The organism is Cryobacterium sp. CG_9.6, assembly GCF_029893365.1.
Classification (GTDB): domain Bacteria; phylum Actinomycetota; class Actinomycetes; order Actinomycetales; family Microbacteriaceae; genus Cryobacterium.
Genome location: NZ_JARXUZ010000001.1, coordinates 2,123,034 through 2,145,412, shown reverse-complemented (window position 1 = coordinate 2,145,412; position 22,379 = coordinate 2,123,034). Strand labels below are relative to the sequence as shown.

Here is a 22,379-nt window from a genome sequence, read left to right as displayed (position 1 = left end):
ACTGTGGCAGAAAAAAATGAAGGTGCGGACGACACGACGGTGGTGCCGTCCGCGTCGGGTACTCCCGGAACGCAGGACAGCGCTGCCGATCAGTATCACAGCGACCTTCCGCCACACACCGTGGACGACTTAGCGAGTGTCGTGCCGACCAGTCTGACAGCTCCGATCAGTGCGCCGATCAGCGCTCCAGTCAGTGCTCCGCACGGCGCTGGCCAGCTGTCCACCCACACGATTGAAATCAGCACGTCGGCAACACCGCAACCTGTTCGTGCCAGTTCCGCCACCAGCGCGGCGAGCGTCGCGTCGGTGACACCGGTGCGAGGCAAGGCGGATGCCGCCGTGTCGGTGCGCCGAGACCGCTCCCGCCTCGCCTCCGGTGACGGCCAGAGCGGTGACGCCGACTTTGCCGTGCAGCCGGAGTCGGCCGCCATGCTCACACCCGAACGACTTCTGGCCGTCAATCCCAATACCAGGCGCGCACCTCGTGGCGGGTGGAACCAGTTCCTCTATGCGGCCACCCTGCACCTGGTGAATCTCGGCGATTCGGCCGCCGTTCGAGCCACGACCGCTCTCGATGACCGCATTCGCCGGCAGTTTGAGGGCGGGACGCGTTTCGTGCCCATTCTCACCCGCAAGGGTGGTGTGGGTAAGACGACGGTCACGACTCTCCTCGGCATGGCTCTCGCCGACGCGCGTGATGATCGCATCATCGCCATTGATGCCAACCCAGACCGGGGGACCCTCTCCGAACGCGTCACCCAGCAGACCACGTCGACCGTGCGGGATGTGGTGCGGCGTGCCGCATCCATTGGAAATTTCACCGACTTCTCGACCCTCGTGTCTCGCGATGAGACGAGACTCGACATTCTCGCGTCGGACACCGACCCGATGCTCTCCGAGGCCTTCGACGAGAACGATTACAACGTGGTGGCAGATCTTGCGGCGCGCTACTACTCAGTGGCGCTGACCGATTGCGGTACCGGAATCGTGCACTCCGTGATGCGCGCCACGCTCCGTCGCGCGGATTCGATTGTCATCGTGTCCGGTGGCAGCGTCGACGAGGCTCGACTGGCTTCCGAAACCCTCACCTGGCTCGATGCCAACGGGTACAGGGACCTCGTGAAGAATGCCGTCGTTGCTCTCAATACGGCCACTCAGGGCACGAACCTGGTGCGACTCGAGGAGATCGAAGCGCACTTTCGATCTCGTGTTCGAGAAATCGTGCGCATTCCCTACGACCCGCAACTCGCTGCGGGGAGCGCCGTGTCCTACGCTGACCTCAAACCGATCACCCGGCTTGCGGCTCGAACTCTGGCTGCTCTCGTGGTCGAGGGGCTTCCGGCTCGGCGCACCCTCTAAATCACCAGCAGGATTTTTCACCAACAGGATTCTTCACCAGCAGAATTCTTCACAATCAGAATTGGAAGTCCTACTGTGCCTGAGCGCCAGATTCGTCTCTTCGGAGATCCCGTGCTAAAGACCGTGTCCGACCCGATCGTCGTTATTGACGACCGGGTCCGCAGTCTGGTGCAGGACCTCGTGGACAGCGTTCGTCTGCCAGGGCGTGCCGGTGTCGCGGCCTCACAGATCGGTGTCAACCTGCGTGCCTTCAGTTACAACGTGGACGGGGACGTGGGATACCTACTCAACCCCACCATTGTGGAGCTGTCCGGAGAGCCGGAGCTGATCGACGAGGGCTGTCTCTCAGTTCCGGGACTCTGGTACCCCACTAAGCGCTATCCGTTCGCGCGGGCGACCGGCATCAACCTCGATGGCGAAGCACAAGAACTATCTGGCACCGGCATCATGGCCCAGGCACTCCAGCACGAGACGGATCACCTGGATGGCCTGCTGTACCTCGACCGGCTCGACAAGGAGAACCGCCGCGCGGCCATGAAGGAGATTCGCGAGTCCACCTGGTTCTAGCTAACCACGCGCACTAGCCACGCAGTGAGAAGCCCTCCGTGATCGGTGCCCCGGCATAGAGCCGATCGATCTCATCGGCGAAGTCCCGCACAATGATGTTGCGCTTGATGCTCATCTTGGGGGTGAGGTGTCCGCTCTCTTCCGTGAGCTCGATCGGGAGCACCACGAATTTGCGGATGGACTCTGCACGAGACACGGTTTCGTTGGCCCGGTCAATGGCGCGTTGCACCTCAGCCAAAACCAGAACGCTCACGGCAGCTTCAGCGAGGGTCATTCCGGCGTCGCCCTTGTTGTTGTTGAGCCATACGGGCAGCATGTCCGGATCGAGGGTGATGATGGCGGCGATAAACGGCTTCTGGTCTCCGACCACGATCACCTGGCCCACGAGAGGGTTGGAGCGGATGGGATCTTCGAGCGCGGCTGGTGCCACGTTCTTGCCGCCGGCCGTCACGAGGATCTCTTTCTTACGACCCGTGATGGTGAGGAACCCGTCATCGTCGAACTGACCAATGTCTCCGGTCTTCAGCCACCCGTCATCGAACGTGTCTGCAGTGGCCTGCGGGTTCTTCCAGTACTCCTTGAAGACGTTCACACCCTTCACCTGGATTTCACCGTCGTCCATCACACGTACGGAGACCCCGGGGAGAGGCGGACCAACCGTGCCGATCTTCGACCGGGTAGCGAGGCTGACCGTGGCCGGCGCTGTGGTTTCGGTGAGTCCATAGCCTTCGAGAATGACGATTCCGAGGCTGTGGAAGAAGTGTCCGAGGTGCGCGCCGAGCGGGGCTGATCCAGAGACGGCGTAACGAACGTTGCCGCCCATGGCCTCGCGGAGCTTGCTGTAGACGAGCCGGTCAAAGAGGGCAAACTTAATCTTCATTCCGAGGGGAATCGATTCGCCGGCTTGAACTGCCTTGGAATGGGCCACGGCCACCGCAACGGCTGCCTTGAAGATCTTGCCCTTGCCACCGGCTTCGGCCTTCTGGCCGGCGGAGTTGTATACCTTCTCAAAGACGCGCGGCACGGCCAGCAGGAAGGTGGGCTTGAAGCTGCCCAGGGAGGGAAGGAGCTGGCGGGTGTCGGGCTGATGTCCCACCCGCACGCCGGCATGGACGCAGAGCACGGCAATGAACCGGGCAAAGATATGCGCTGTGGTGATGAACAGCAGAGTGGATGCGCCGTTCGGGTCGGTCAGAACTTCCTTGAGCGCGATTGCGGCATTGCGACTGGTCTCCACGAAGTTTGCGTGCGTGAGCACGCACCCCTTGGGCCGCCCCGTTGAACCGGAGGTGTAGATGAGGGTAGCCATGTCATCAGCAACGGCGATGTTGCGACGACGCTCGATTTCGGCGTCGGGCACGTCCACTCCACCGGCCACGAGTTTGTCGAGGTCGCCGAGATCGATCTGCCAGACCTTGGTGACCTCGGGAAGGTCAGGGTGCACCTCATCGAACCGCGCGAAGTGATCGGCGGTTTCGAGAATGACGGATGTTGCCCCCGAGTCGCTGAGGTTCCACTGAACCTGGCTCGGTGAGCTCGTGTCATAGACGGGCACGAGGACTGCTCCGGCGAACCACGTGGCGAAATCGATGAGGGTCCACTCGTAGCGGGTCTTGCAGACCAGACCGATCTTGTCGCCGGGCTCAATCCCCGCGGCGACGAGTCCTTTGGCGAGGGCGATGACCTGGGCGTGGAATTCCTTCACGGTAACCGGCAGCCATCCGCTCGCGCTCGGCAGCGAAAAGAGCACAAGGTTGGGCGTAGCTGCGAGGCGATCGACGAGGAGGTCTGTCGCGTTGGCTTGTGGATCGGCAACGACAACGGCTGGCATGTCGAACTGTTTCACGGTAACTCCTTCGGTACCGGCGGGGAGCTTCGGTTCCCGCTCAGATGTTGGCGGTGATCTGGTGCTTCACTGCACGGTGTGCTGTTTAAGTACACTCTATGTGGTGCGGCGATTGCTAGCTAGGTCGCCACGCCCTCTTCCACGTGAACCTCCCCTCCACCGAAAGTTGTCACCGTGCACGCCATTGGAATCGATATTGGGGGCACCAAAATTGCCGGTGCTCTCGTAGACGACAACGGAACCATTCTTCGTTCCGATCGTCAACCCACGAATCCGCACGATCCGCGCGAAATTGAAGACGTTGTCGTGGCGATGATCGAGAATCTGGCCGCGGGGGAAAACGTGGTCGCCGCGGGGGTTGCCGCCGCCGGGTTTATCGACGCCGCACAGTCCACGGTCTACTACGCCCCGAACATCAACTGGCGTAACGAGCCCTTCCGCGCCAAACTCGAGGCCAGAATCGATCTTCCGATCCTCATTGAGAACGATGCCAATGCGGCTGGGTGGGCGGAATTCCGCTATGGCGCCGGGCGTGAGTACACGGACATGGTGACCCTCACCATTGGTACGGGGGTTGGTGGCGCCATTGTTGCCAACGGCAGCCTGCTGCGCGGTGGGTTTGGTGCCGGCGCGGAACTGGGTCACTTGCGCCTTGTTCCGGGCGGTTTGCCGTGCGGTTGTGGTGCCAGCGGATGCATCGAACAGTACGGTTCGGGCCGGGCGCTGTTGCGTATCGCCGGGGAGATCGCCGATGAGGGTCCGCTGGGGAGTGGCCTGAGGGCGGCACAGGAGCGTAAGGGAAAACTGACGGGAAAAGACGTTGGTCACCTCATCGAGGTGGGGGATCCGGGTGCGGTTGCTGCGCTGGCGCGGCTGGGGGCTTCTCTGGGAGAGGCGTGCGCGAGTCTCGGCGCTGTTCTTGACCCTCAGGTCTTCGTCTTTGGTGGGGGAGTGTCGATTGCCGGCGATCTGCTTCTTGACCCGATCCGCGCGGCGTACCTCGAACACCTCCCTGCGCGGGGGTATCATCCCGAAGCAACCTTCGCAATTGCGCAGCTCGTCAACGACGCGGGCGTGGTGGGTGCGGCAGACCTCGCGCGCAGTGCGGCGTCGCGCTGAGCACGATGATTAAGTCCACCATGACGGAGCCGAGCGGAGAGCACACACAATGTTTTACTGGTTTATGAAGAACATTGTGGTCGGACCCCTTTTGCTGGGCGTTTTCCGGCCCTGGGTTGTGGGACTGGAGAACGTTCCCAAAACCGGCGGGGTCATCCTGGCGAGTAATCACCTGTCTTTCATCGACTCGGTCTTTCTTCCACTCGTGGTCTCACGCCGTGTGGTGTTCCTCGCCAAGAGCGAGTACTTCACGGGAACGGGACTGAAGGGTTGGGCAACACGGCAGTTTTTCAAGGCCACGGGTCAGCTCCCCATCGATCGTTCCGGCGGCAAGGCCTCGGAGGACTCGCTGAATACCGGACTCCGCGTGCTCGGAGCCGGCGGGGTGCTTGGAATCTACCCCGAAGGAACCCGCAGCCCCGACGCCCGCATGTATCGCGGTCGCACCGGCGTAGCCCGGATGGTGCTGGAGTCCGGAGTTCCCGTCATTCCGGTGGCCATGATTGACACCGAGAAAGCCATGCCCACCGGAACCCGCATACCCAAGGTTCGGCGCATCGGAATTGTGCTGGGTACTCCGCTGGATTTCACCCGCTTTGCGGGCATGGAGGGCGACCGCTTCGTGCTGCGGTCCGTGACGGATGAGCTGATGTACGAGTTGCAGCGACTGAGTACCCAGGAGTACGTGGACGTGTATGCCACGAGCGTCAAGGAGAAGCGCGCCAGCCTTTCGCGATAAGCTGCCAGCACTGCGCTTCGCCCACTCTGGGTTGTGCCCGCGCGGGCACCGCACCACTTAGGCGCTCACTCGTGTGCGCCGCAGACAGAAAACAGGAATTATCTCGTGGTAGACCCCACCGAACCGGTCGTGTTGGCAGAAGCATCTGTGGTCGCCGGGCTGGATCACTGGCGTACGCTCCCCATCAAGCAACAGCCCAGTTGGCCGGACGCCGACCTTGTTGCCGCGGCCTCCGCAGAGCTCGCCACCCAGCCGCCCCTCGTCTTTGCCGGTGAGGTCGACATTCTGCGCGACCGGCTCGCGGCCGCCGCCTCCGGACACGCCTTCCTCTTGCAGGGGGGAGACTGCGCCGAAACGTTTAGTGGCGCCACCGCAGACCAGATTCGCAACCGCGTGAAGACCGTGTTGCAGATGGCCGTTGTGCTCACCTATGGTGCATCGATGCCCGTCATCAAGATGGGTCGCATGGCCGGCCAGTTCGCCAAGCCGCGTTCGAGCGACTTCGAAACGCGCGGTGACGTCACATTGCCCGCTTACCGCGGTGACATCGTCAATGGTTATGACTTCACCCCAGAGTCTCGGGAGGCCGACCCGGCCCGGTTGGTGAAGGGCTACCACACGGCGGCCTCGACGCTGAATCTGATTCGCGCCTTCACCCAGGGCGGTTTTGCTGACCTCCGGCAGGTGCACAGCTGGAACCAGGGTTTTGCTGCCAACCCGGCAAACCAGCAGTACGAGAAGGTCGCCAAAGAGATTGACCGGGCGATTAAGTTCATGATCGCGTGCGGTGCCGATTTCGAGGCTATGCGGCGCACCGAGTTCTACACCAGCCACGAGGGCCTCCTCATGGACTACGAACGCCCCATGACGCGCATCGACTCGCGCACGGGAACGCCGTTCAACACGTCTGCGCACTTCATCTGGATCGGTGAGCGCACGCGCGACCTCGACGGCGCCCACGTGGACTTTCTGTCCCGGGTGCGAAACCCCATCGGCGTCAAGCTGGGCCCGAGCACGTCAGCCGACGACATGCTGCGCCTCGTGGACAAGCTCGACCCGAACCGGGAGCCCGGCAGGCTCACCTTCATCACCCGCATGGGTGCGGGCAAGATCCGGGATGCCCTGCCGCCCCTCCTCGAGGCAATCAAGGCGAGTGACGCCACGCCACTGTGGGTCACCGACCCCATGCACGGCAACGGTGTCACCACGCCCACCGGCTACAAGACACGTCGCTTTGATGATGTGGTGGACGAGGTGAAGGGCTTCTTTGAAGCTCACCGTGCGGTGGGAACCCACCCGGGCGGAATCCACGTTGAACTCACCGGTGACGATGTGACCGAATGCCTTGGTGGCTCGGAGCACATTGACGAGGCCGCACTGGCGACCCGCTACGAGTCACTCTGCGACCCGCGCCTGAACCACATGCAGTCTCTCGAACTGGCCTTCCTCGTGTCTGAGGAGCTGGCTGCTCGCTAGTTCGCACGCAGAAGCTGCACGCAGACGCCGCACGCTGAAACCGCCCATTCGACCCGGATAACCGGGGAGAGTGGGCGGTTTCTGCGTAAGCCGCTGCTAGCCGAAGGGATTGGTGGGCTTGAGCGTGATCGTGCTGCCCCGCGGTGCCGACGTGCCGGCTTCCGGGTCGGTCGACGCCACACTGAGCAGGGCAGAGATGGCATCCGCACCGGGGTTGTAGCTGAGTTCGAAACCGAGGTCGGTAAGCGTCTGCTTGCCCTCGTTCCACGGCATTCCCACGACGTTCGGGATACGCACAGGCTCGGGGCCCCGAGAGGTGGTGAGGGTAATCGTCGCCCCCGTGCGCACCGGCGCATCGGGCGCCGTGGCCGACACCACATTGCCTTCGGGAACCGAGTCGCTGAAGGTCTGCTCGCCGCTTTCGGCCAGCAGTCCCTTTTCCTCGAGCAGCGCGGTCGCGCGCGCCACCGTGGACCCGGCCACGTTGGGAATAGCGCCAAGAGATACAACGAGGTTGACCGTGAGACCCTGAAAGTAATCGCCGCCGGCGGACACGTCGCTGTCGTCACTCGCCCGACTGGCGGAGATCACGGTGTCGACAGCTACGGAGTCGCTGAAGATCGGGTCTATGGAACCGACTTCGGCCAGCAGGGTCGTGATCGCAGCGGATGCATCGGCCTGCGTCAGGCCTGCCAGCGGCGGGAGCGTGATGGGTTGCAGTCCGAGGGACACCACAATGGTCACCGTGCTGTCCTTGGATACCCGGCTGCCATCCTCGGGCGTCGTACCGATCACCAGTCCCTCGGGGACATCGGCGCTGTACACCGCGCTCTCGTCGGATGCGAGCCCCACGCTCTCAATGCGAGCTGCGGCATCCGCTGGCGAGAGGGACGCCACCGTGGGTACCGCGATGTCCGAACCGGGACCGGACCCGAAGTACCATCCCGCGCTCGCGAGACCGGTGGCGAGCAGAAGGACGAGGGCGAAGAGCCAAAAACCGCGCCCCTTACGACGGCGGGCCTTGGTGGTGAGAGTGCTGCTGTTGTCGGGGGCTTGTGGGCCGACTCCGGCCGCCGTCAGCGGTCCGAGAACGCTGGTTGCGGGAGTGGCGCCGCGCGCGGCATCCATCAGAATCTGGGTGTCGGCATTGGCGGCCAGGGTGGACAGACCAGGGAGCATCATGGTGGGCTGGAGGGCCGTGGGCTGTTGCCCGGTGGCTCCGGCCCCGGGGTGGCCGCGGCCGGCGAGAAGCTGGTCGAGCATGACACGTGCGTCCCGCGGGCGTTGTTCCGGATCCCTGGCGGTGGCCCACTGCACGAGCTCATCGAGTTCCCGCGGGGTGGATGGCACCTTGCTGCTGGGCATGGGGACCGTGTCATTGGCATGCTGGTAGGCAATTTGCATCGGTGCTTCGCCCACATAGGGCTGCTCGCCGGTCAGCATCTCAAAGGTCATGATGCCGAGGGCGTAGATGTCGCTTCGAGCGTCGGCAATGCCGCGGGTCACGAGCTCGGGGGAGAGATAGGCGATCGTTCCCAGCAGAGCCTGGCCGGTCGCCGTGTTGTTGTTGACCGCGCGGGCCAGACCAAAGTCGCTGATTTTAATGCGACCGTCGTCCGCAAGCAGCACGTTCTCGGGTTTGACGTCGCGGTGCACGATGCCGGCCTTATGCGCGGCGGCCAAGCCGCTCAGCACCGCTTCAAGGATGTCCACGGTCTGCTCCGGGGTGAGCTTGCCGTAGTCCTTGAGCAGGTCGCGCAGGGTGATTCCCGGAAGGTACTCCATGACGAGGTATGCCGTGTCGGCATCCTGACCCTGGTCAAAGACGTTGACGACATTCGGGTGGGCCAGTCGAGCCGCGGATCGAGCTTCCTGAATGAACCTGCTCTTGAACGCGTTGTCATCGGCCAAGTGGCCGTGCATGATCTTGATCGCGACCATGCGCTCGAGGCGAAGGTCCGTGGCGAGGTAAACCGTGGCCATGCCACCGCGAGCGATTCTGGATCGCACCTGATATCGACCGTCTATCAGACGGCCGATCATCTGGTCGGTCGGGGTTTCACTCACCCGTTGAGTCTAGAGAAACTCCGGGCTGAGAACCTGCTAGAACGCCGCGCGCCGCTAGCCCAGTTGTGTGAGCCAGGCCCGAGCAGATGTTTCCCACTTGGCGTAGTGGTCCGGAAAAGCCGAAATCTGAACGGACTGTGCGGCCTCGGTGACCGTGAGCGACTCCCAGTTACCGATCTCCAGAAGCCCCCGAGTGACGCCAGTATTTGGATTGCTGCTGCCGCCGAAGAACGCCAGCGTTGCACGTGTGGGGTCCATCACCTGGTCGGGCGTGCCCCAGCCCGCGCTGGGACGCTGCTGAAACAGTCCGAGAGAGTCCCGGTCGCCGTAGTCAACATTGCGCAGTCCCGATTCCTGGGCTGCTGCAGCCAGGGCCACAACGAGGCCGTAGTCGGACACCCCGATCGATCGACCAACCGCCACAATTGTCTGCGCGTTGGCGCGCATCTCATCGGTCAGGGGCGTCACGTGCGTGGCGTCGGGAACAGCAGAGGCGGGCGAGGGAATTGCCAGCACCTGCCCGGGGTAGATCATGCTGGACCAGCCGAGACCGTTGGCGTCCAGAACGGCCTGCACGCTCACGCCTGCCGTCGCAGCGACAGCACTGATCGTGTCGCCGGTTTGGATCGTGTGCTGCGTTCCTGCGGCCAGGGGTGCCGTGACCGGTCCGAGAGCAGTGATGAAGGCAGCCGGCACAATCTGGGCCACAGGGTCGACGGTCACGAGGATGGTCTGACCGGGGTAGATGATGCTGCTGCGGTCCAGACCGTTAGCGCGCAGCACCGCGTCGGTGGAGAGGCCGTGTGCGCCCGCGATGGCGCCGATGGTGTCTCCGCTGAGGACCGTGTAGGACTGGGCGTCCTGTACGTTCTGTGCAGCGGGGGTGGCTGATGCCGTGGCCGCACCGCCCGAGAGCATCAGCACCTGCCCGGGAAAGATCAGCGCCGAGGAGTCGAGACCGTTCAAGGACAAAACCGTAGGAGTAGAGAGGCCAAACCGAGTGGCGATGCCACTGACCGTGTCGCCCTCCACCACAGAATACTGAGCGGGCGGGGCCTCGACGGCGGCGGCGATCACCGTTGCCACTCGCACCGGGTTCTCAATCAGCTTGGGGTTGAGCGGCTTCTTGGCCACAACAGCATGTGCAGGCGCGGCCAGGTTGAGGCTGATGGCCAGCGTGCCCACAATCACGATGGGAACAGTGAGAAGCGCACTGCGGCCTCTGCGCTCACCGGTTTTCGTGCGGCGGTCGCGCTGCTCTTCTTTGGGTGCACCGTGTGCGTTCACGATTGCATTCACCTCGGTCGACATCGAACTCCTCCTTGCAACTACCCCCAAACCCCGGACTGAGGCTGACACACATAACGTGTTGAGTCAATCAGGGATATCGGAGGGTCGCGTACCAAACTCACCGTATGCGCGCAACTCATTTTGCGAGATCCCGGAATCATGGCAAGGTTAAGGGGTGATTGTAGAGCCTTCAGAGAACCAAACTTCCGAGCCCGCATGGCTCACCATCCCTGCACTCGTTGAAATGTTGGGGATAACCCAGAGCCGGGTTCGCCAGCTCATTGACGACAACCATCTACTCGCCATCCGCCGCAATGGAGTGCTGCAGGTTCCTGCGGAGTTCTTGCGCGATCGCGCGCCGCTGCCCGAGCTGCGTGGAACAATCTTCGTTCTGAACGACGATGGCTTCACCAACGAACAGGCGATGAGCTGGCTACTCGACGTTGACGACAGCCTCGGCGTCGCTCCGATCGCGGCGCTGCGTGCCGGTCGCAAGGCCGAGGTGCGCCGGGTGGCTCAGGCACTGGCCTAAGCCCCCCGCCGGGCGCATCAGAACACGCGGCGCGCCACCCTGTTGGCAAGACCGCGCAGCTGTGTCTTCGCATGTTCGCTGATGGCTGCGGACTCCAGGACCTCGAGTGCCGCCGCCAGTCGTTCCGTGATGATTGCTTCCACTCGATCAACGGCTCCGCTCTGCGTGATGGCCGCCTGCAGCGCTTCGATGTGCTCAGCAGCCAGGTGAGGGTCACCGAGTTGTTCATCGAGCACACGTCGTGAGTCTGACGAGAGTCCCTGTCGTGCGAGGGCGATGAGTACTGTTCTCTTACCCTCGCGCAGGTCATCTCCGCTTGGCTTGCCGGTCACCGAGGCGTCCCCAAACACGCCGAGCAGGTCATCACGCAATTGGTAAGCGATACCGAGCGGTAGTCCAAAGTCACGAAGGGACTGCAGCTGCTCGGCAGTGCCGCCTGCCAGCGCAGCGCCAATGACGAGGGGAGCGAGCACGCTATACCGGGCTGACTTGAATTCAATCACCCGCATGGCTCGGTCGTAGAGGTCTTCCTCAGCAGCCGACTTCCACGCACGTTCCTCGAGGATGTCTAAATACTGTCCGGCCGTTACCTCGGTGCGCATGAGGTTGAATTCCAACCGAGCCGCTCGGGCAGCGGTGCGGTCGGGCAGCGCCGCGAGCCCTTCGTCAAGCAGCTCATCACTCCAGCCCAGTAAGAGGTCACCGAGAAGAATTGCCGACGCGCGCCCGAATTCCGTGGAGTTACCCACCCAGCCTTCGGCCCCATGCATGTGCTCGAAAAGTTTGTGAGCGGATGCCGCACCGCGGCGAGTGTCGGAATTATCGATGATGTCATCGTGCACCAGTGCTGCCGCATGGAAGAGTTCGAGTGCCGATGCGGCACCCACAATGGGAGAGATATCGCCCAGACCATCGGTGCCCCCGGGGAGCACAATTGGCGCCGTGTCACCGGCGCGAACACTCTGCCAACCCCAGTAGCAAAAAAGCGCCCTGAAGCGCTTGCCACCGCTGAGAAACTGCCGAGAAAAGGCCACGAGGGGCGTTACCTCGGAGCTGATCAGGGACACAATTGGTTCACGGGTAATAAGGAATTCGTCGATGCGGGATTGAACCAGCTCGACCAGATGAGTGCTTTCGACCACCCGCCTAGCCTAGTCATCCCGACAGGGCTAGAATTGAGATTCAACCCGCTCGATCCCGAAATTGGAGGGAATGAGATGCCGCTTTCTGAACAAGAGCAGCGACTCCTTGAAGAGATGGAGCGCAGCCTCTATCACAACGATGCAGATTTTGTCGCAAGTGTAGGAGTGTCACGCCTTCGTCCCAACTACCGGTCGATTGCAATTGGTGTGCTTCTAGCCGTTTTGGGGATCGTTGCCCTGATCGCTGGCGTCGCTCTCCAAATGCTGTGGATCGGCATCGTGGGATTTGTCGTGATGTTCACCGGAGTGCTGCTGGCACTGTCTCCCGGCAAAGCCATGAAGGGGATGTCGGGCATGCCCCCAGCCCCCGAGCCCGGCCGTCGTCCTGCACCCGGGCGCACGGACCAGGGATTTATGGACCGACTTAATGAGCGCTGGGACCGTCGTCAGGACGGTCAGTAGCAACGCCGACGAATCACACCTCGCCGCCACGCGTCGAGTCAGGGTCCCTCCACAGTGAGCCCGTTGTGAATCCAGTATGAACCTGAAAGGGACCGATCACCAGATCGGTCCTTTTTTTGTGCCCAAAATTGCGGCAAGAAGTACTTTTAAGCTCCATTCTCCTCCACTCCTTTATCCGCGTAATTACGGCGCAAGAAATCGAAAAATCTCAAATACTCGGGAATAAAACCGAATAAGTGGGGGACAGTGGAGTAAAGTGGAGCAAAACCTGAATCCGGCCGGAAGAGAAGGGGTGATGCATGTTCCTTGGGACCTACGCCCCCAAGTTGGACGAGAAGGGGCGCATCATCCTTCCAGCGAAGTTCCGCGAGGAGCTCTCTACGGGGGTTGTGATGACCCGCGGACAGGAACACTGCATCTACGTCTTCAGCTCCCGGGAGTTCGAAGAACTACACGACAAGATTCGTCAGGCACCGGTTACGAGCAAGCAGGCTCGCGACTACCTGCGCGTCTTCCTTTCCGGAGCCAGCTCCGAAACACCCGATAAGCAGAATCGGGTCACCATTCCAGCCAATCTCCGCGCGTATGCCGGGCTCGACCGTGAACTCACCGTTATCGGTGCCGGCAGTCGAGTAGAGATTTGGGACAGCGAGGCCTGGGCCAGCTATCTGGCCGAGCAGGAAACCTCATACGCCAATACGACGGAGGAGGTGATTCCGGGACTCTTCTAGCCCCTGGCGCCTGACTCCCAGCCGTTCGCCCTGACACACTTCCCCGGTGCCAGGACGCAATGGAGGGGAATCAGACATCAGGGACCAGCCCGGCATTATGGCCCTAAATGACATCCACACCCCGGTTCTTCTCGAACGGTGTATCGAGCTGCTCGCTCCTGCGCTCACCGCACCCGGGGCCGTACTCGTTGACGCCACCCTGGGAATGGCCGGACACGCCGAGGCGTTCCTGCAGCGTTTCCCCGATCTCACCCTGGTGGGACTTGATCGTGATCTCGACGCTCTCGCCATTGCGCGGGAACGGCTCGCTCCCTTTGGCGACCGCGTTCACCTCGTGCACACCGTGTATGACGGAATCATCGAGGCTCTCGCTGACCTCGAGATCACCGAGGTGCAGGGAGTGCTCTTTGACCTCGGTGTCTCGTCGTTGCAAATCGACCGGGTGGAGCGTGGTTTTTCGTACTCCAAGGACGCGCCACTCGACATGCGCATGGACAATACCTCAGAGCTGACCGCCGAGGTGATCTTGGCGACCTACTCTGAGCCGGACCTGCGGCGAATCTTCCAGGATTATGGTGAGGAAAAGCTCGCTGCTCGCTATGCGAAGGCGATTGTTGCCGCCCGTGACGCGACTCCGTTTGTGCGCTCGGCCCAACTGGTCGATGTGATCACCGCCGCCACACCGGTTGTCGTGCAGAGGATGGGACACCCAGCCAAACGGGTCTTTCAGGCCCTTCGCATCGAGGTCAATCAGGAGCTGTCCGTTTTGGAACGAGCGATTCCCGCAGCAATGGACGCCATTGCCATTGGCGGTCGAATTGTGGTCATGGCCTATCAGTCGTTGGAAGACCGCATCGTGAAGCGTGCCCTCGCGGCCGCATCCGGATCTACCGCGCCCGCTGGCCTTCCAGTCGAGCTTCCGGAACATCGGCCCGTCTTCACTCTGCTTGTGCGCGGTGCCGAACTCGTGTCCGACGATGAGAAAGCAGAAAACCCGCGAGCAACACCCGTGCGGCTTCGTGCCGCTGAGCGATTGAGGAGGGCCTGATGAGCGACAATCTTGCACGAGTAGCAGAGGCAGGTTTCCCGGCCGAGTCCTCGGAATTCGCGCGCGAGCAGCGCAGATTTCACATCGTGGCCCCGAGCGCACGTCGTCGTTCCCGCCCGCGCATCTTTTATGCCCTCACGGCCATTGCCGGTGTCAGCGCCATTATTGTGGCCCAGCTGCTTTTGAGCGTCGGGATCTCTCAGGGGGCCTACGAAATCTCCTCCCTGCAAAACAGTCAAGCGGAATTAGGGCGCACCGAGGCCAGCGTAAATGAAGACCTCGTTCGGGTCTCATCGCCACAGAGCCTCGCTGCCAATGCCGAAGCTCTCGGCATGGTCAGCAACTCCAACCCCGTCTACCTGCAGCTGTCCGATGGAGCTGTTCTTGGGGCTCCCAGTTCCGCATCGGGTTCGCAGTCGGGTTCGGCGAGCCTCGTTCCCAACGCCCTGCTCGCCGATAACATCGTGCTCAACAAGCCGATCGCAGGAGCGGCTGGAACGGGGATTGGTGGTGCCGCATCGGCTCCTCCTGTTGCCGTGTCAAGCGCACCGGTGGTTCCTGCGGGTTTGCCATCTCCCACGACCCGCTAGGGCCAACGCCGAAGAAGGATAAACCGTGTCACAAAAAGCCGTCCCGACCAGGCCGCACACCAGTCGGTCAGCTCGGCGACGAGTCGCCGGCACGGTCGTGGTGCTTTTCCTCGTCATGAGCGTCTTCGTCGTGAAGCTTGTCGATATTCAAGTGGTTCGAGCCGAGGCCCTCACCGCAGACTCGGTGGGAAACCGTTCGGTCGACCAGGTCGTCTACGGCACCCGCGGTGGGATTGTGACGGAGGGCGGTGTCGTGCTCGCTGAATCCGTGATGCGCTACGACATCACGGTGTCGCCCAAAAATGTCGGAGAGTTCACGCGGGCCGTTCCGGGCAGCGACGAACGCACCCCGGTCACCGTCGCTCAGGCTGCCGCCGAACTCGGCACGATCACCGGGCAGAGCGGTGACGCGATTCAGCTCATCATCTCCGATGCCCTCGCCGCCAACTCCGAATCCGACTTTGCCTACATCGTGAAGCAGGTTGATGTCGACGCGCTGCGTGCCATCAATGAACTCGACATCCCCTGGCTCTATCCGCGCACCAACCCCAGTCGGGTCTACCCGAATGGTGCCGTGGCCGGTAACCTCGTCGGGTTCGTCTCCGGGGAAGGTGAGCCCCAGGCGGGGCTCGAGAGTGGACAGGATGCCTGCCTCGCGAGTCAAAACGGTACCGAGACCTATCAGAAGGGTGCCGACGGGGTTCGAATCCCGGGCAGTAGCGTGACGACCGCGCAGTCGGTAGACGGCGGAGATGTTGTCACCACCATCGACTCGGACCTGCAGTTCTTCGTGCAGCAGACTCTTGCTGCTCGCGCGCAGGAAACCGGCGCAGCGTGGGGGACTGCTGTGGTGCAAGACGCCAAGACCGGTAAGCTCCTGGCCGTTGCCGATTACCCGTCCGTTGATCCCAACAATGTGGGGGGCACCGCCGACCCCGATGACCGCGGTTCCCGTGCTTTCACGGCCTCCTTCGAACCGGGGTCAACCTTCAAGGCCCTCACCGCGGCATCCGTTCTCGACGCCGGTGTAGCCGACCTCAACACCGACGTTCTCGCCCCGTATCGGTACCTGCCCTCCAACGGCGCGAACATTAATGACAGCCACCAGCACCCTGACCAGCAGATGACGATGTCTGACGTGCTGATCGACTCCTCCAACACCGGCATGTCCAAGTTTGGTGAAATGCTGACGGATCAGCAGCGCTACGACTACATGACGAAGTTCGGCGTGGGAACGTCCACCGGCTCCGGGTTTCCGCGCGAGGATGGCGGAATCTTGCACCCCTATGAGGAGTGGGACGCGCAGACCGAGTACGCCACCATGTTTGGTCAGGGGCTCACCACAACCGCGCTGCAGATCGCGAGCATTTACCAGACCATCGCCAACGACGGAGTGCGGATGCCTGTTCAGCTGGTGGAGGGCTGCCGGCACGCCGACGGTTCGATGACGGGCCAGCCGAACGCTGAGGGAACGCGGGTGCTGTCGGAGACTGCTGCCAACGAAACCTCGGATGTGCTGGAGATGGTGTACAACAACAGCTGGGTGCACAGCATGTGGAATATCCCCGGCTACCGCGTGGCCTCGAAGACGGGAACCGCGCAGATGCCGGATGGCAACGGCGGGTATACCAAGGGCTACCTCGTGTCGGTTTCGGGGTTCGCTCCGGCCGACGATCCGCGATATGTCGTTTCGGTCAGTCTGGCCGACCCTGTTAAACTGAACACGTCCGCCGCACCCGCTCCGATCTTTCAAGAGGTTATGAGCCAGGTGTTGAAAAAGTATCGGGCGGTGCCCTCGGGAGATCCAGCCCCTGTCCTCCCCACCTCCCGGTAAGAAAGTGAGCCTCGTGACCGAATTGGCACCCTCGGCTCTCCGTCCCCAGCATCCCGTTCCGCGGTCGTTGTCGGACCTGGTCGATGCATTTAATCTTGATGCCCAAGGCGATATCGCCCATCTCCTCGTGACCGGAGTGAGCCTCAGCTCCCGCACGGTGCAACCTGGCGACCTCTACGTGGGGGTTGCCGGGCAACACAGCCACGGCGCGTCCTACGCATCCGCGGCACGGGAAGCCGGTGCCGTGGCTCTCCTCACGGACGAAGCCGGGGCCCGGTTAGCCGCCGACAGTGGTCTGCCGATCATCGTGACAGAAAGCGCTCGCGCTGCCCTGGGTACCGTCGCCGCGTGGATCTATCGCACCGAAGAAAATCCTGCCACGCTGTTCTCTGTCACGGGAACCAACGGCAAGACCAGCGTGGTCTATCTCCTGTTCGGCATTCTGAATCAGTTGGGTGTCACCTCCGGGCTCACCTCCACAGCTGAGCGCCGCATTGGTGATCTGGCCGTCACAAGCTCGCTGACAACGCCCGAGGCCAGCGAGCTGCACGCGCTTCTTGCTCGCATGCGTGAAGCCGACGTTCGCGCCGTTGGAATTGAGGTCTCGGCCCAGGCGTTGAGTCGTCACCGCGTGGATGGCATTGTCTTTGACGTGGCGGGGTTCACCAATCTCAGCCACGACCACCTCGACGACTACACGGCCATGGAGGACTACTTTCAGGCCAAGCAAGAACTCTTCACCCCGGACCGTGCCCGGCGCGCCGTTGTCACCGTGGACTCGGAGTGGGGTCAGCGCATCGTTGACGAGTGTCGCATTCCGGTTACGACCATCAGCAACCATGCGGATATCCCCGCCGACTGGCGCATGAGTGTCGTTGGTGAAAATGCGTCGTACACCGAATTTGTTCTGGAAGGACCGGCCGGACGCCGACTGCAGACGCGTGTACCCCTGATGGGTTGGTACATGGCGGCTAACGCCGCACTGGCGATCGTCATGCTCGTGGAATCCGGTTTTGATCTCGATCACATCGCCCACGTGCTCGAACGGGACGGCGGTATCACTGCGTACATTCCGGGGCGCGCCGAGCTTATTTCCGGACCCACCGGGCCGCTCGTTTATGTTGACTACGGTCACAGCCCCGACGCCTTCCTCAACACCCTCGCGGCCATCCGCAAGTTCACTCCGGGCCGCCTCATCATGCTGTTTGGTGCTGATGGCGACCGGGATCCCACAAAGCGCGACGATATGGGTGCCATCGCGGCTCGAGGCGCGGACGTCGTCATCGTGACCGACTTTCACCCTCGCTACGAAGACCCGGCACGCATCCGTGCCACTCTTTTGGCGGCCGCCCGAGCTGCTGTGCCCGACGGCGAGTTTTACGAGGTTGCCAATCCTCAGGCGGCGTTCCGTAAGGCGCTGTCCCTTGCCGGGGAGGGCGATGCAATCCTGTACGCTGGCCCGGGCCACGAAAACTACCATGAGGTTGCCGGTGTTAAAATTCCCTATTCAGCTCGTGACGATTCTCGAGAAGCCCTCCGCGACGCGGGGTGGTTGTAAATGATTGCCCTGTCGCTCCGTGACATTGCGGACAGTGTTGACGGTGTGCTTCACCTGGCCTCGACCGACGATGACCCTGAGCGGATGCTGTCGGGAAGCGTGCAGACGGACTCTCGTGAGGTGACGCCGGGGTCGATTTTTGTCGCCAAGCCCGGCGACGTGACCGATGGTCATCTCTTTGCTCCCAGTGCAGTAGAGCAGGGTGCCGAGCTGCTTGTGGTTGAACGCGTGCTCGACCTTCCCGTGGCGCAAATCGTTGTTCCCGACGTGATCGTGGCTCTGGGAGCCCTCGCATCGACCGTCGTGGCGCGTGTTCGCGCCGAGGGTCGTCTGAAAGTTGTGGGTGTCACCGGGTCTAACGGCAAGACCACGACCAAGAACCTGCTCCGCGAGATCCTGGGTCGTGTCGGTCCCACCGTCGCCCCGCGCGGATCCTTCAACAACCAGGTGGGCGCGCCCATGACCATGCTCGAGGTCACCACCGACACGCGCTTTCTCGTCGTCGAGATGGGTGCTAGCTCGGTCGGCGCCATTGCCCGTCTGGTGGCGCTCGTTCGTCCCGACATCGGCATCGTGCTCTGCGTCGGCCTTGCCCACGTGGGCGAATTCGGTGACCTGGACGCCACGGTTCGCGCCAAGTCCGAAATGGTGACCGAGCTGTTGCCAACGGACGTCACCGTGCTGAACGCCGACGACCCGCGGGTGTCCCAGATGAGCGAGCGCACCAGGGCCCGCGTGGTGTACTTCGGCGAGTACGGTCAGGCGATGGTTCGCGCCAGCAACGTGCGCGCCACCCGCTCCGGCACCACGTTTGTGCTGCACCTGACATCGGGTGAATCGAGCCCTGTTACCTTCCGCGTACTCGGCGAACACCACGTTATGAACGCCCTTGCCGCTGCTTCCGCCGCCGAGGTGCTCGGGGTAGACCTCGCCACCATCGTTGCCGGGCTCGAATCTGTTCAGCGGGCCGAGAGATGGCGGATGGAGGTGCTTGGTGGTCGCGACAATGTCACCGTCATCAATGACGCGTACAACGCAAGCCCCGACTCCATGACGGCAGCGCTGAAAACCTTGGCCCAGATCGCCGAACCGGGTGGCCGCACCATAGCGGTCCTCGGTGAGATGGCCGAACTCGGTGACCTGGCCGGGGAGGAGCATGACCGGGTGGGTCTGCTGGCTGTTCGCCTCAATATTTCGCAGGTCATCGTTGTGGGTCGCGCCGCGAGGCGCATGCACATCAGCACCATCAATGAGGGTTCCTGGGACGGCGAGTCCGCCTACGTTGACACAGCGGATGAAGCGTTCGATCTGCTCCGCACCCTGGTGCAATCCGGCGACACCGTACTGGTGAAGTCATCAAATTCCGCGGGACTGCGTTTCCTGGGTGACCGATTGGGAGATCTTTTCTCGTGAGAGCGCTACTGCTGGCCGGTGCGCTGTCGCTCGCCTTCACCCTGTTTCTGACACCACTGTTCATCCGGCTGTTCCACAAGCTCGGCTGGGGACAGTTCATCCGTGACGATGGACCGAAGAGCCACCACGCCAAGCGGGGAACGGCCACCATGGGTGGCATCATCCTGATTCTTGGCGTGGTCATCAGCTTCTTCACCGCCAAGCTCAGCCAGGGTGAACCGATCACGGCGTCTCCGCTTCTGGTGCTGTTCATGATGGTGGGCCTCGGTCTCGTCGGCTTCGTCGACGATTTTCTGAAGACCCGAAATCAGCGCAGCCTCGGACTGGGCGGGTGGTCGAAGATTGCCGGCCAGGTGCTGGTTGCCGGTGTTTTTGCGTGGTTGTCACTGCAGTTCCCGAACCAGAACGGACTGACTCCCGCGTCGACGCACATCTCCTTCGTGCGCGATACTCCGCTGGACTTCATGGAGCTTGGCGCGGTTCTCGGCCTCATCCTCTTCATCGTCTGGATCTGCCTCATTGTCGCGGCAACCTCCAACAGCGTCAACGTTACGGACGGCCTGGACGGCCTGGCGACCGGATCATCTATCCTCGCAATCGGGTCGTTCATCGTGATCGGGTTCTGGCAGTTCAACCAGTCGTGCTTCAGCGGTGGCGCAGACTTCTCCGACCTCTATCGGTGCTATGAGATTCGTGACCCGCTCGACCTCGCCGTCGTGTCGGCCGCCATCGCGGGTGGATTGATCGGTTTCCTTTGGTGGAATACCTCACCCGCCAAGATCTTCCTGGGTGATACCGGCTCGCTCGCAATTGGTGGTGCCCTGGCGGCGCTGGCGATCCTCAGCCGAACGGAACTGCTTCTGATTCTGATCGGTGGGCTCTTTGTGATCGAGTCCGGTTCCGTCATCGTGCAGCGGGCGTACTTCAAAGTCACGCACGGTAAGCGCATCTTCCTGATGAGCCCCATTCACCACCACTTCGAGCTCAAGGGCTGGGCCGAAGTCACCGTCGTTGTGCGATTCTGGATCATCGGTGGCCTGCTGGTGGCCGCCGGCGTTGGCACGTTCTACCTTGAGTGGCTGTCGGCGGTTCCCACACGATGAGTGACACCGACCTTCCCGGCACCCCCGTGAGTCGGCTCGATGGCCTAACCAGCTGGCACGCCGACTGGTCCCATCTGCGTGTGGCCGTGCTCGGACTGGGCGTGACCGGATTTGCCGCGGCAGACACCCTTATCGAACTGGGAGCAGATGTACTCGTTGTGGCGTCCGGCGCCGCGAATGAGCGCGCCCAGCTTCTCAACGTGATCGGCGCTACCCTCGTGCAATCCGATCTCAGCATCGTTCCCCCTGAGCTTCAGGCACACCAGCCAGATCTGATGATCGTCTCACCGGGATTTCACCCGGACCACCTGCTGCTCACCTGGGCCCGGGCTCAGGGGATTGCCGTGTGGGGCGATATTGAGCTTGCGTGGCGTTTGCGCGACAAGGTGGGCACTCCCGCCGAGTGGTTGCTCGTAACCGGCACGAACGGCAAGACCACGACCGTGCAACTCACCGCCACAATGCTTGCTGCTGCGGGACACCGAGTGGCTCCGTGTGGCAACATCGGTGTGCCCGTGCTCGATGCCATTCGGGACCCGCAGGGGTGGGACGTGCTCGTCGTTGAGCTCTCGAGCTACCAGCTTCACCACCTGCCACGTACCGGTCCCGGCGCCCTGGCACCCTGGTCCAGTCTCTGTCTCAACATCGCTGACGACCACCTGGACTGGCACGGCTCGGCCGAGGCCTACCGTGAAGCCAAGGCAACCGTGTATTTCAACACCGGTGTCGCCTGCGTGTATAACAAAGCGGATGCCGCAACCCTCCGCATGGTGGAGAACGCCGACGTTCAGGAGGGCGCACGCGCCATCGGCTTCGGTCTCGGCGTGCCCGGTCCCAGCGAGCTCGGCATCGTGGAGGGAATCCTCTGCGATCGGGCGTTCCTCGACGATCGCTTCGAACGGGCGCTCGAGTTGACGACCATCACCGAACTGGCCGATGCTGGGCTCGGCGCGCCGCACGTGGTTGCCGATGTACTGGCCGCGAGTGCCCTGGCGCGCTCGTTCGGGGTCGAACCCGAAACGGTGCGAGCTGCCCTGGCTTCGTTCCGACTGGATGCCCACCGCATCGAGGTGGTGGCCGTTCGCGACGGGATCTCCTGGGTCGACGATTCCAAGGCCACAAACCCGCATGCGGCCGACGCGTCCCTCGCCTCGTTTGACTCCGTCGTCTGGCTCGTCGGCGGTCTGCTCAAAGGCGTGACCGTTGACGAGCTCGTGCAGAAGCACGCCCCCCGTCTGCGGGGAGCCGTGATTCTTGGAATTGATCGTCGAGCGGTGCGCGAGGCTTTTGCGCGACACGCGCCGCTGGTCCCCGTTTTCGAGGTGGACACAGACGACACTGAACAGGTCATGCCGAGTGCGGTCCGGCTCGCTGCGACCGTTGCCCAGCACGGTGACGTGGTTCTGCTCGCTCCGGCAGCCGCATCCATGGATCAATTCGACAGCTACGCCGAGCGCGGCGCCCAATTCAACCAGGCCGTACAGCAATTTCTTGAGAGGTGAG

At 62.5% G+C, this 22,379-nt stretch carries 19 protein-coding genes; 15 read left to right on the top strand and 4 right to left on the bottom strand.

What is annotated here, in order from left to right; all coding sequences use genetic code 11:
• The first annotated feature begins 3 nt into the window (after positions 1 to 3).
• A complete protein-coding gene (locus H4V99_RS09850) occupies positions 4 to 1,359 on the top strand; it encodes a MinD/ParA family protein (protein WP_280677827.1) in 1,356 nt (451 codons plus the stop codon).
• Between the two features lie 75 nt (positions 1,360 to 1,434).
• Positions 1,435 to 1,926 (top strand): peptide deformylase, encoded by a 492-nt coding sequence (gene def, locus H4V99_RS09845; protein ID WP_280677825.1) that lies wholly within the window; start codon positions 1,435 to 1,437, stop codon positions 1,924 to 1,926.
• 13 nt (positions 1,927 to 1,939) lie between these two features.
• Here def and H4V99_RS09840 read toward each other — a convergent pair whose 3' ends face one another.
• Entirely contained in the window at positions 1,940 to 3,772 is a 1,833-nt protein-coding gene (locus H4V99_RS09840; RefSeq protein ID WP_280677823.1) for an AMP-dependent synthetase/ligase, read from the bottom strand.
• A 174-nt stretch (positions 3,773 to 3,946) separates the two neighbouring features.
• Here H4V99_RS09840 and H4V99_RS09835 point away from each other — a divergent pair, with 174 nt between their 5' ends.
• From H4V99_RS09835 to H4V99_RS09825, 3 genes are all read left to right on the top strand, one after another.
• Positions 3,947 to 4,891, top strand: coding sequence for an ROK family glucokinase (locus H4V99_RS09835; RefSeq protein WP_280677821.1), 945 nt, complete (start codon positions 3,947 to 3,949; stop codon positions 4,889 to 4,891).
• 49 nt (positions 4,892 to 4,940) lie between these two features.
• On the top strand, positions 4,941 to 5,630 hold the full coding sequence (locus H4V99_RS09830) for a lysophospholipid acyltransferase family protein (RefSeq protein WP_280677819.1): 690 nt from the start codon (positions 4,941 to 4,943) through the stop codon (positions 5,628 to 5,630).
• Positions 5,631 to 5,777: 147 nt separating this feature from the next.
• Positions 5,778 to 7,106: a 3-deoxy-7-phosphoheptulonate synthase class II gene (locus H4V99_RS09825; protein ID WP_280680056.1), complete on the top strand. Its 1,329-nt coding sequence runs from the start codon at positions 5,778 to 5,780 to the stop codon at positions 7,104 to 7,106.
• Positions 7,107 to 7,202: 96 nt separating this feature from the next.
• On the opposite strand, the gene pknB is transcribed toward H4V99_RS09825, so the two are convergent.
• On the bottom strand, positions 7,203 to 9,173 hold the full coding sequence (gene pknB / locus H4V99_RS09820; protein ID WP_280677817.1) for a Stk1 family PASTA domain-containing Ser/Thr kinase: 1,971 nt from the start codon (positions 9,171 to 9,173) through the stop codon (positions 7,203 to 7,205).
• A 54-nt stretch (positions 9,174 to 9,227) separates the two neighbouring features.
• Positions 9,228 to 10,484 (bottom strand): LysM peptidoglycan-binding domain-containing protein, encoded by a 1,257-nt coding sequence (locus H4V99_RS09815; RefSeq protein WP_280677815.1) that lies wholly within the window; start codon positions 10,482 to 10,484, stop codon positions 9,228 to 9,230.
• 154 nt (positions 10,485 to 10,638) lie between these two features.
• Here H4V99_RS09815 and H4V99_RS09810 point away from each other — a divergent pair, with 154 nt between their 5' ends.
• On the top strand, positions 10,639 to 10,995 hold the full coding sequence (locus H4V99_RS09810) for an Rv2175c family DNA-binding protein (RefSeq protein WP_348522361.1): 357 nt from the start codon (positions 10,639 to 10,641) through the stop codon (positions 10,993 to 10,995).
• Positions 10,996 to 11,012: 17 nt separating this feature from the next.
• Here the strand turns inward: H4V99_RS09810 and H4V99_RS09805 are convergent, their stop codons facing one another.
• Positions 11,013 to 12,137, bottom strand: coding sequence for a polyprenyl synthetase family protein (locus tag H4V99_RS09805; protein ID WP_280677811.1), 1,125 nt, complete (start codon positions 12,135 to 12,137; stop codon positions 11,013 to 11,015).
• 75 nt (positions 12,138 to 12,212) lie between these two features.
• Between H4V99_RS09805 and H4V99_RS09800 the strand changes: the two genes are divergently transcribed.
• The 9 genes from H4V99_RS09800 (at position 12,213) to murD (ending at position 22,378) form a co-directional block, all read left to right on the top strand.
• Positions 12,213 to 12,599 (top strand): DUF3040 domain-containing protein, encoded by a 387-nt coding sequence (locus H4V99_RS09800; RefSeq protein WP_280677809.1) that lies wholly within the window; start codon positions 12,213 to 12,215, stop codon positions 12,597 to 12,599.
• Between the two features lie 299 nt (positions 12,600 to 12,898).
• Positions 12,899 to 13,330 carry a division/cell wall cluster transcriptional repressor MraZ gene (mraZ, locus tag H4V99_RS09795; protein WP_280677807.1) on the top strand — a complete coding sequence of 144 codons (432 nt, stop codon included), beginning with the start codon at positions 12,899 to 12,901 and terminating at the stop codon, positions 13,328 to 13,330.
• A gap of 97 nt (positions 13,331 to 13,427) precedes the next feature.
• On the top strand, positions 13,428 to 14,378 hold the full coding sequence (gene rsmH / locus H4V99_RS09790) for a 16S rRNA (cytosine(1402)-N(4))-methyltransferase RsmH (protein ID WP_280677805.1): 951 nt from the start codon (positions 13,428 to 13,430) through the stop codon (positions 14,376 to 14,378).
• Complete coding sequence (locus tag H4V99_RS09785; protein ID WP_280677802.1) at positions 14,378 to 14,968, top strand: hypothetical protein; 591 nt, start codon at positions 14,378 to 14,380, stop codon at positions 14,966 to 14,968. The genes rsmH and H4V99_RS09785 overlap by 1 nt, the downstream gene beginning before the upstream one ends.
• A 25-nt stretch (positions 14,969 to 14,993) precedes the next feature.
• Positions 14,994 to 16,802 carry a penicillin-binding protein 2 gene (locus tag H4V99_RS09780; RefSeq protein ID WP_280677800.1) on the top strand — a complete coding sequence of 603 codons (1,809 nt, stop codon included), beginning with the start codon at positions 14,994 to 14,996 and terminating at the stop codon, positions 16,800 to 16,802.
• 13 nt (positions 16,803 to 16,815) lie between these two features.
• Positions 16,816 to 18,360 (top strand): UDP-N-acetylmuramoyl-L-alanyl-D-glutamate--2,6-diaminopimelate ligase, encoded by a 1,545-nt coding sequence (locus H4V99_RS09775; protein ID WP_280677798.1) that lies wholly within the window; start codon positions 16,816 to 16,818, stop codon positions 18,358 to 18,360.
• The gene (gene murF / locus H4V99_RS09770) at positions 18,361 to 19,773 is read left to right on the top strand and encodes a UDP-N-acetylmuramoyl-tripeptide--D-alanyl-D-alanine ligase (RefSeq protein WP_280677796.1); all 1,413 of its coding nucleotides are present in this window, start codon (positions 18,361 to 18,363) and stop codon (positions 19,771 to 19,773) included.
• A complete protein-coding gene (gene mraY, locus H4V99_RS09765) occupies positions 19,770 to 20,876 on the top strand; it encodes a phospho-N-acetylmuramoyl-pentapeptide-transferase (protein ID WP_280677793.1) in 1,107 nt (368 codons plus the stop codon). Before murF ends, mraY begins: the two co-directional genes overlap by 4 nt.
• Positions 20,873 to 22,378 (top strand): UDP-N-acetylmuramoyl-L-alanine--D-glutamate ligase, encoded by a 1,506-nt coding sequence (murD, locus tag H4V99_RS09760; protein ID WP_280677791.1) that lies wholly within the window; start codon positions 20,873 to 20,875, stop codon positions 22,376 to 22,378. Before mraY ends, murD begins: the two co-directional genes overlap by 4 nt.
• Position 22,379: the final 1 nt, after the last annotated feature.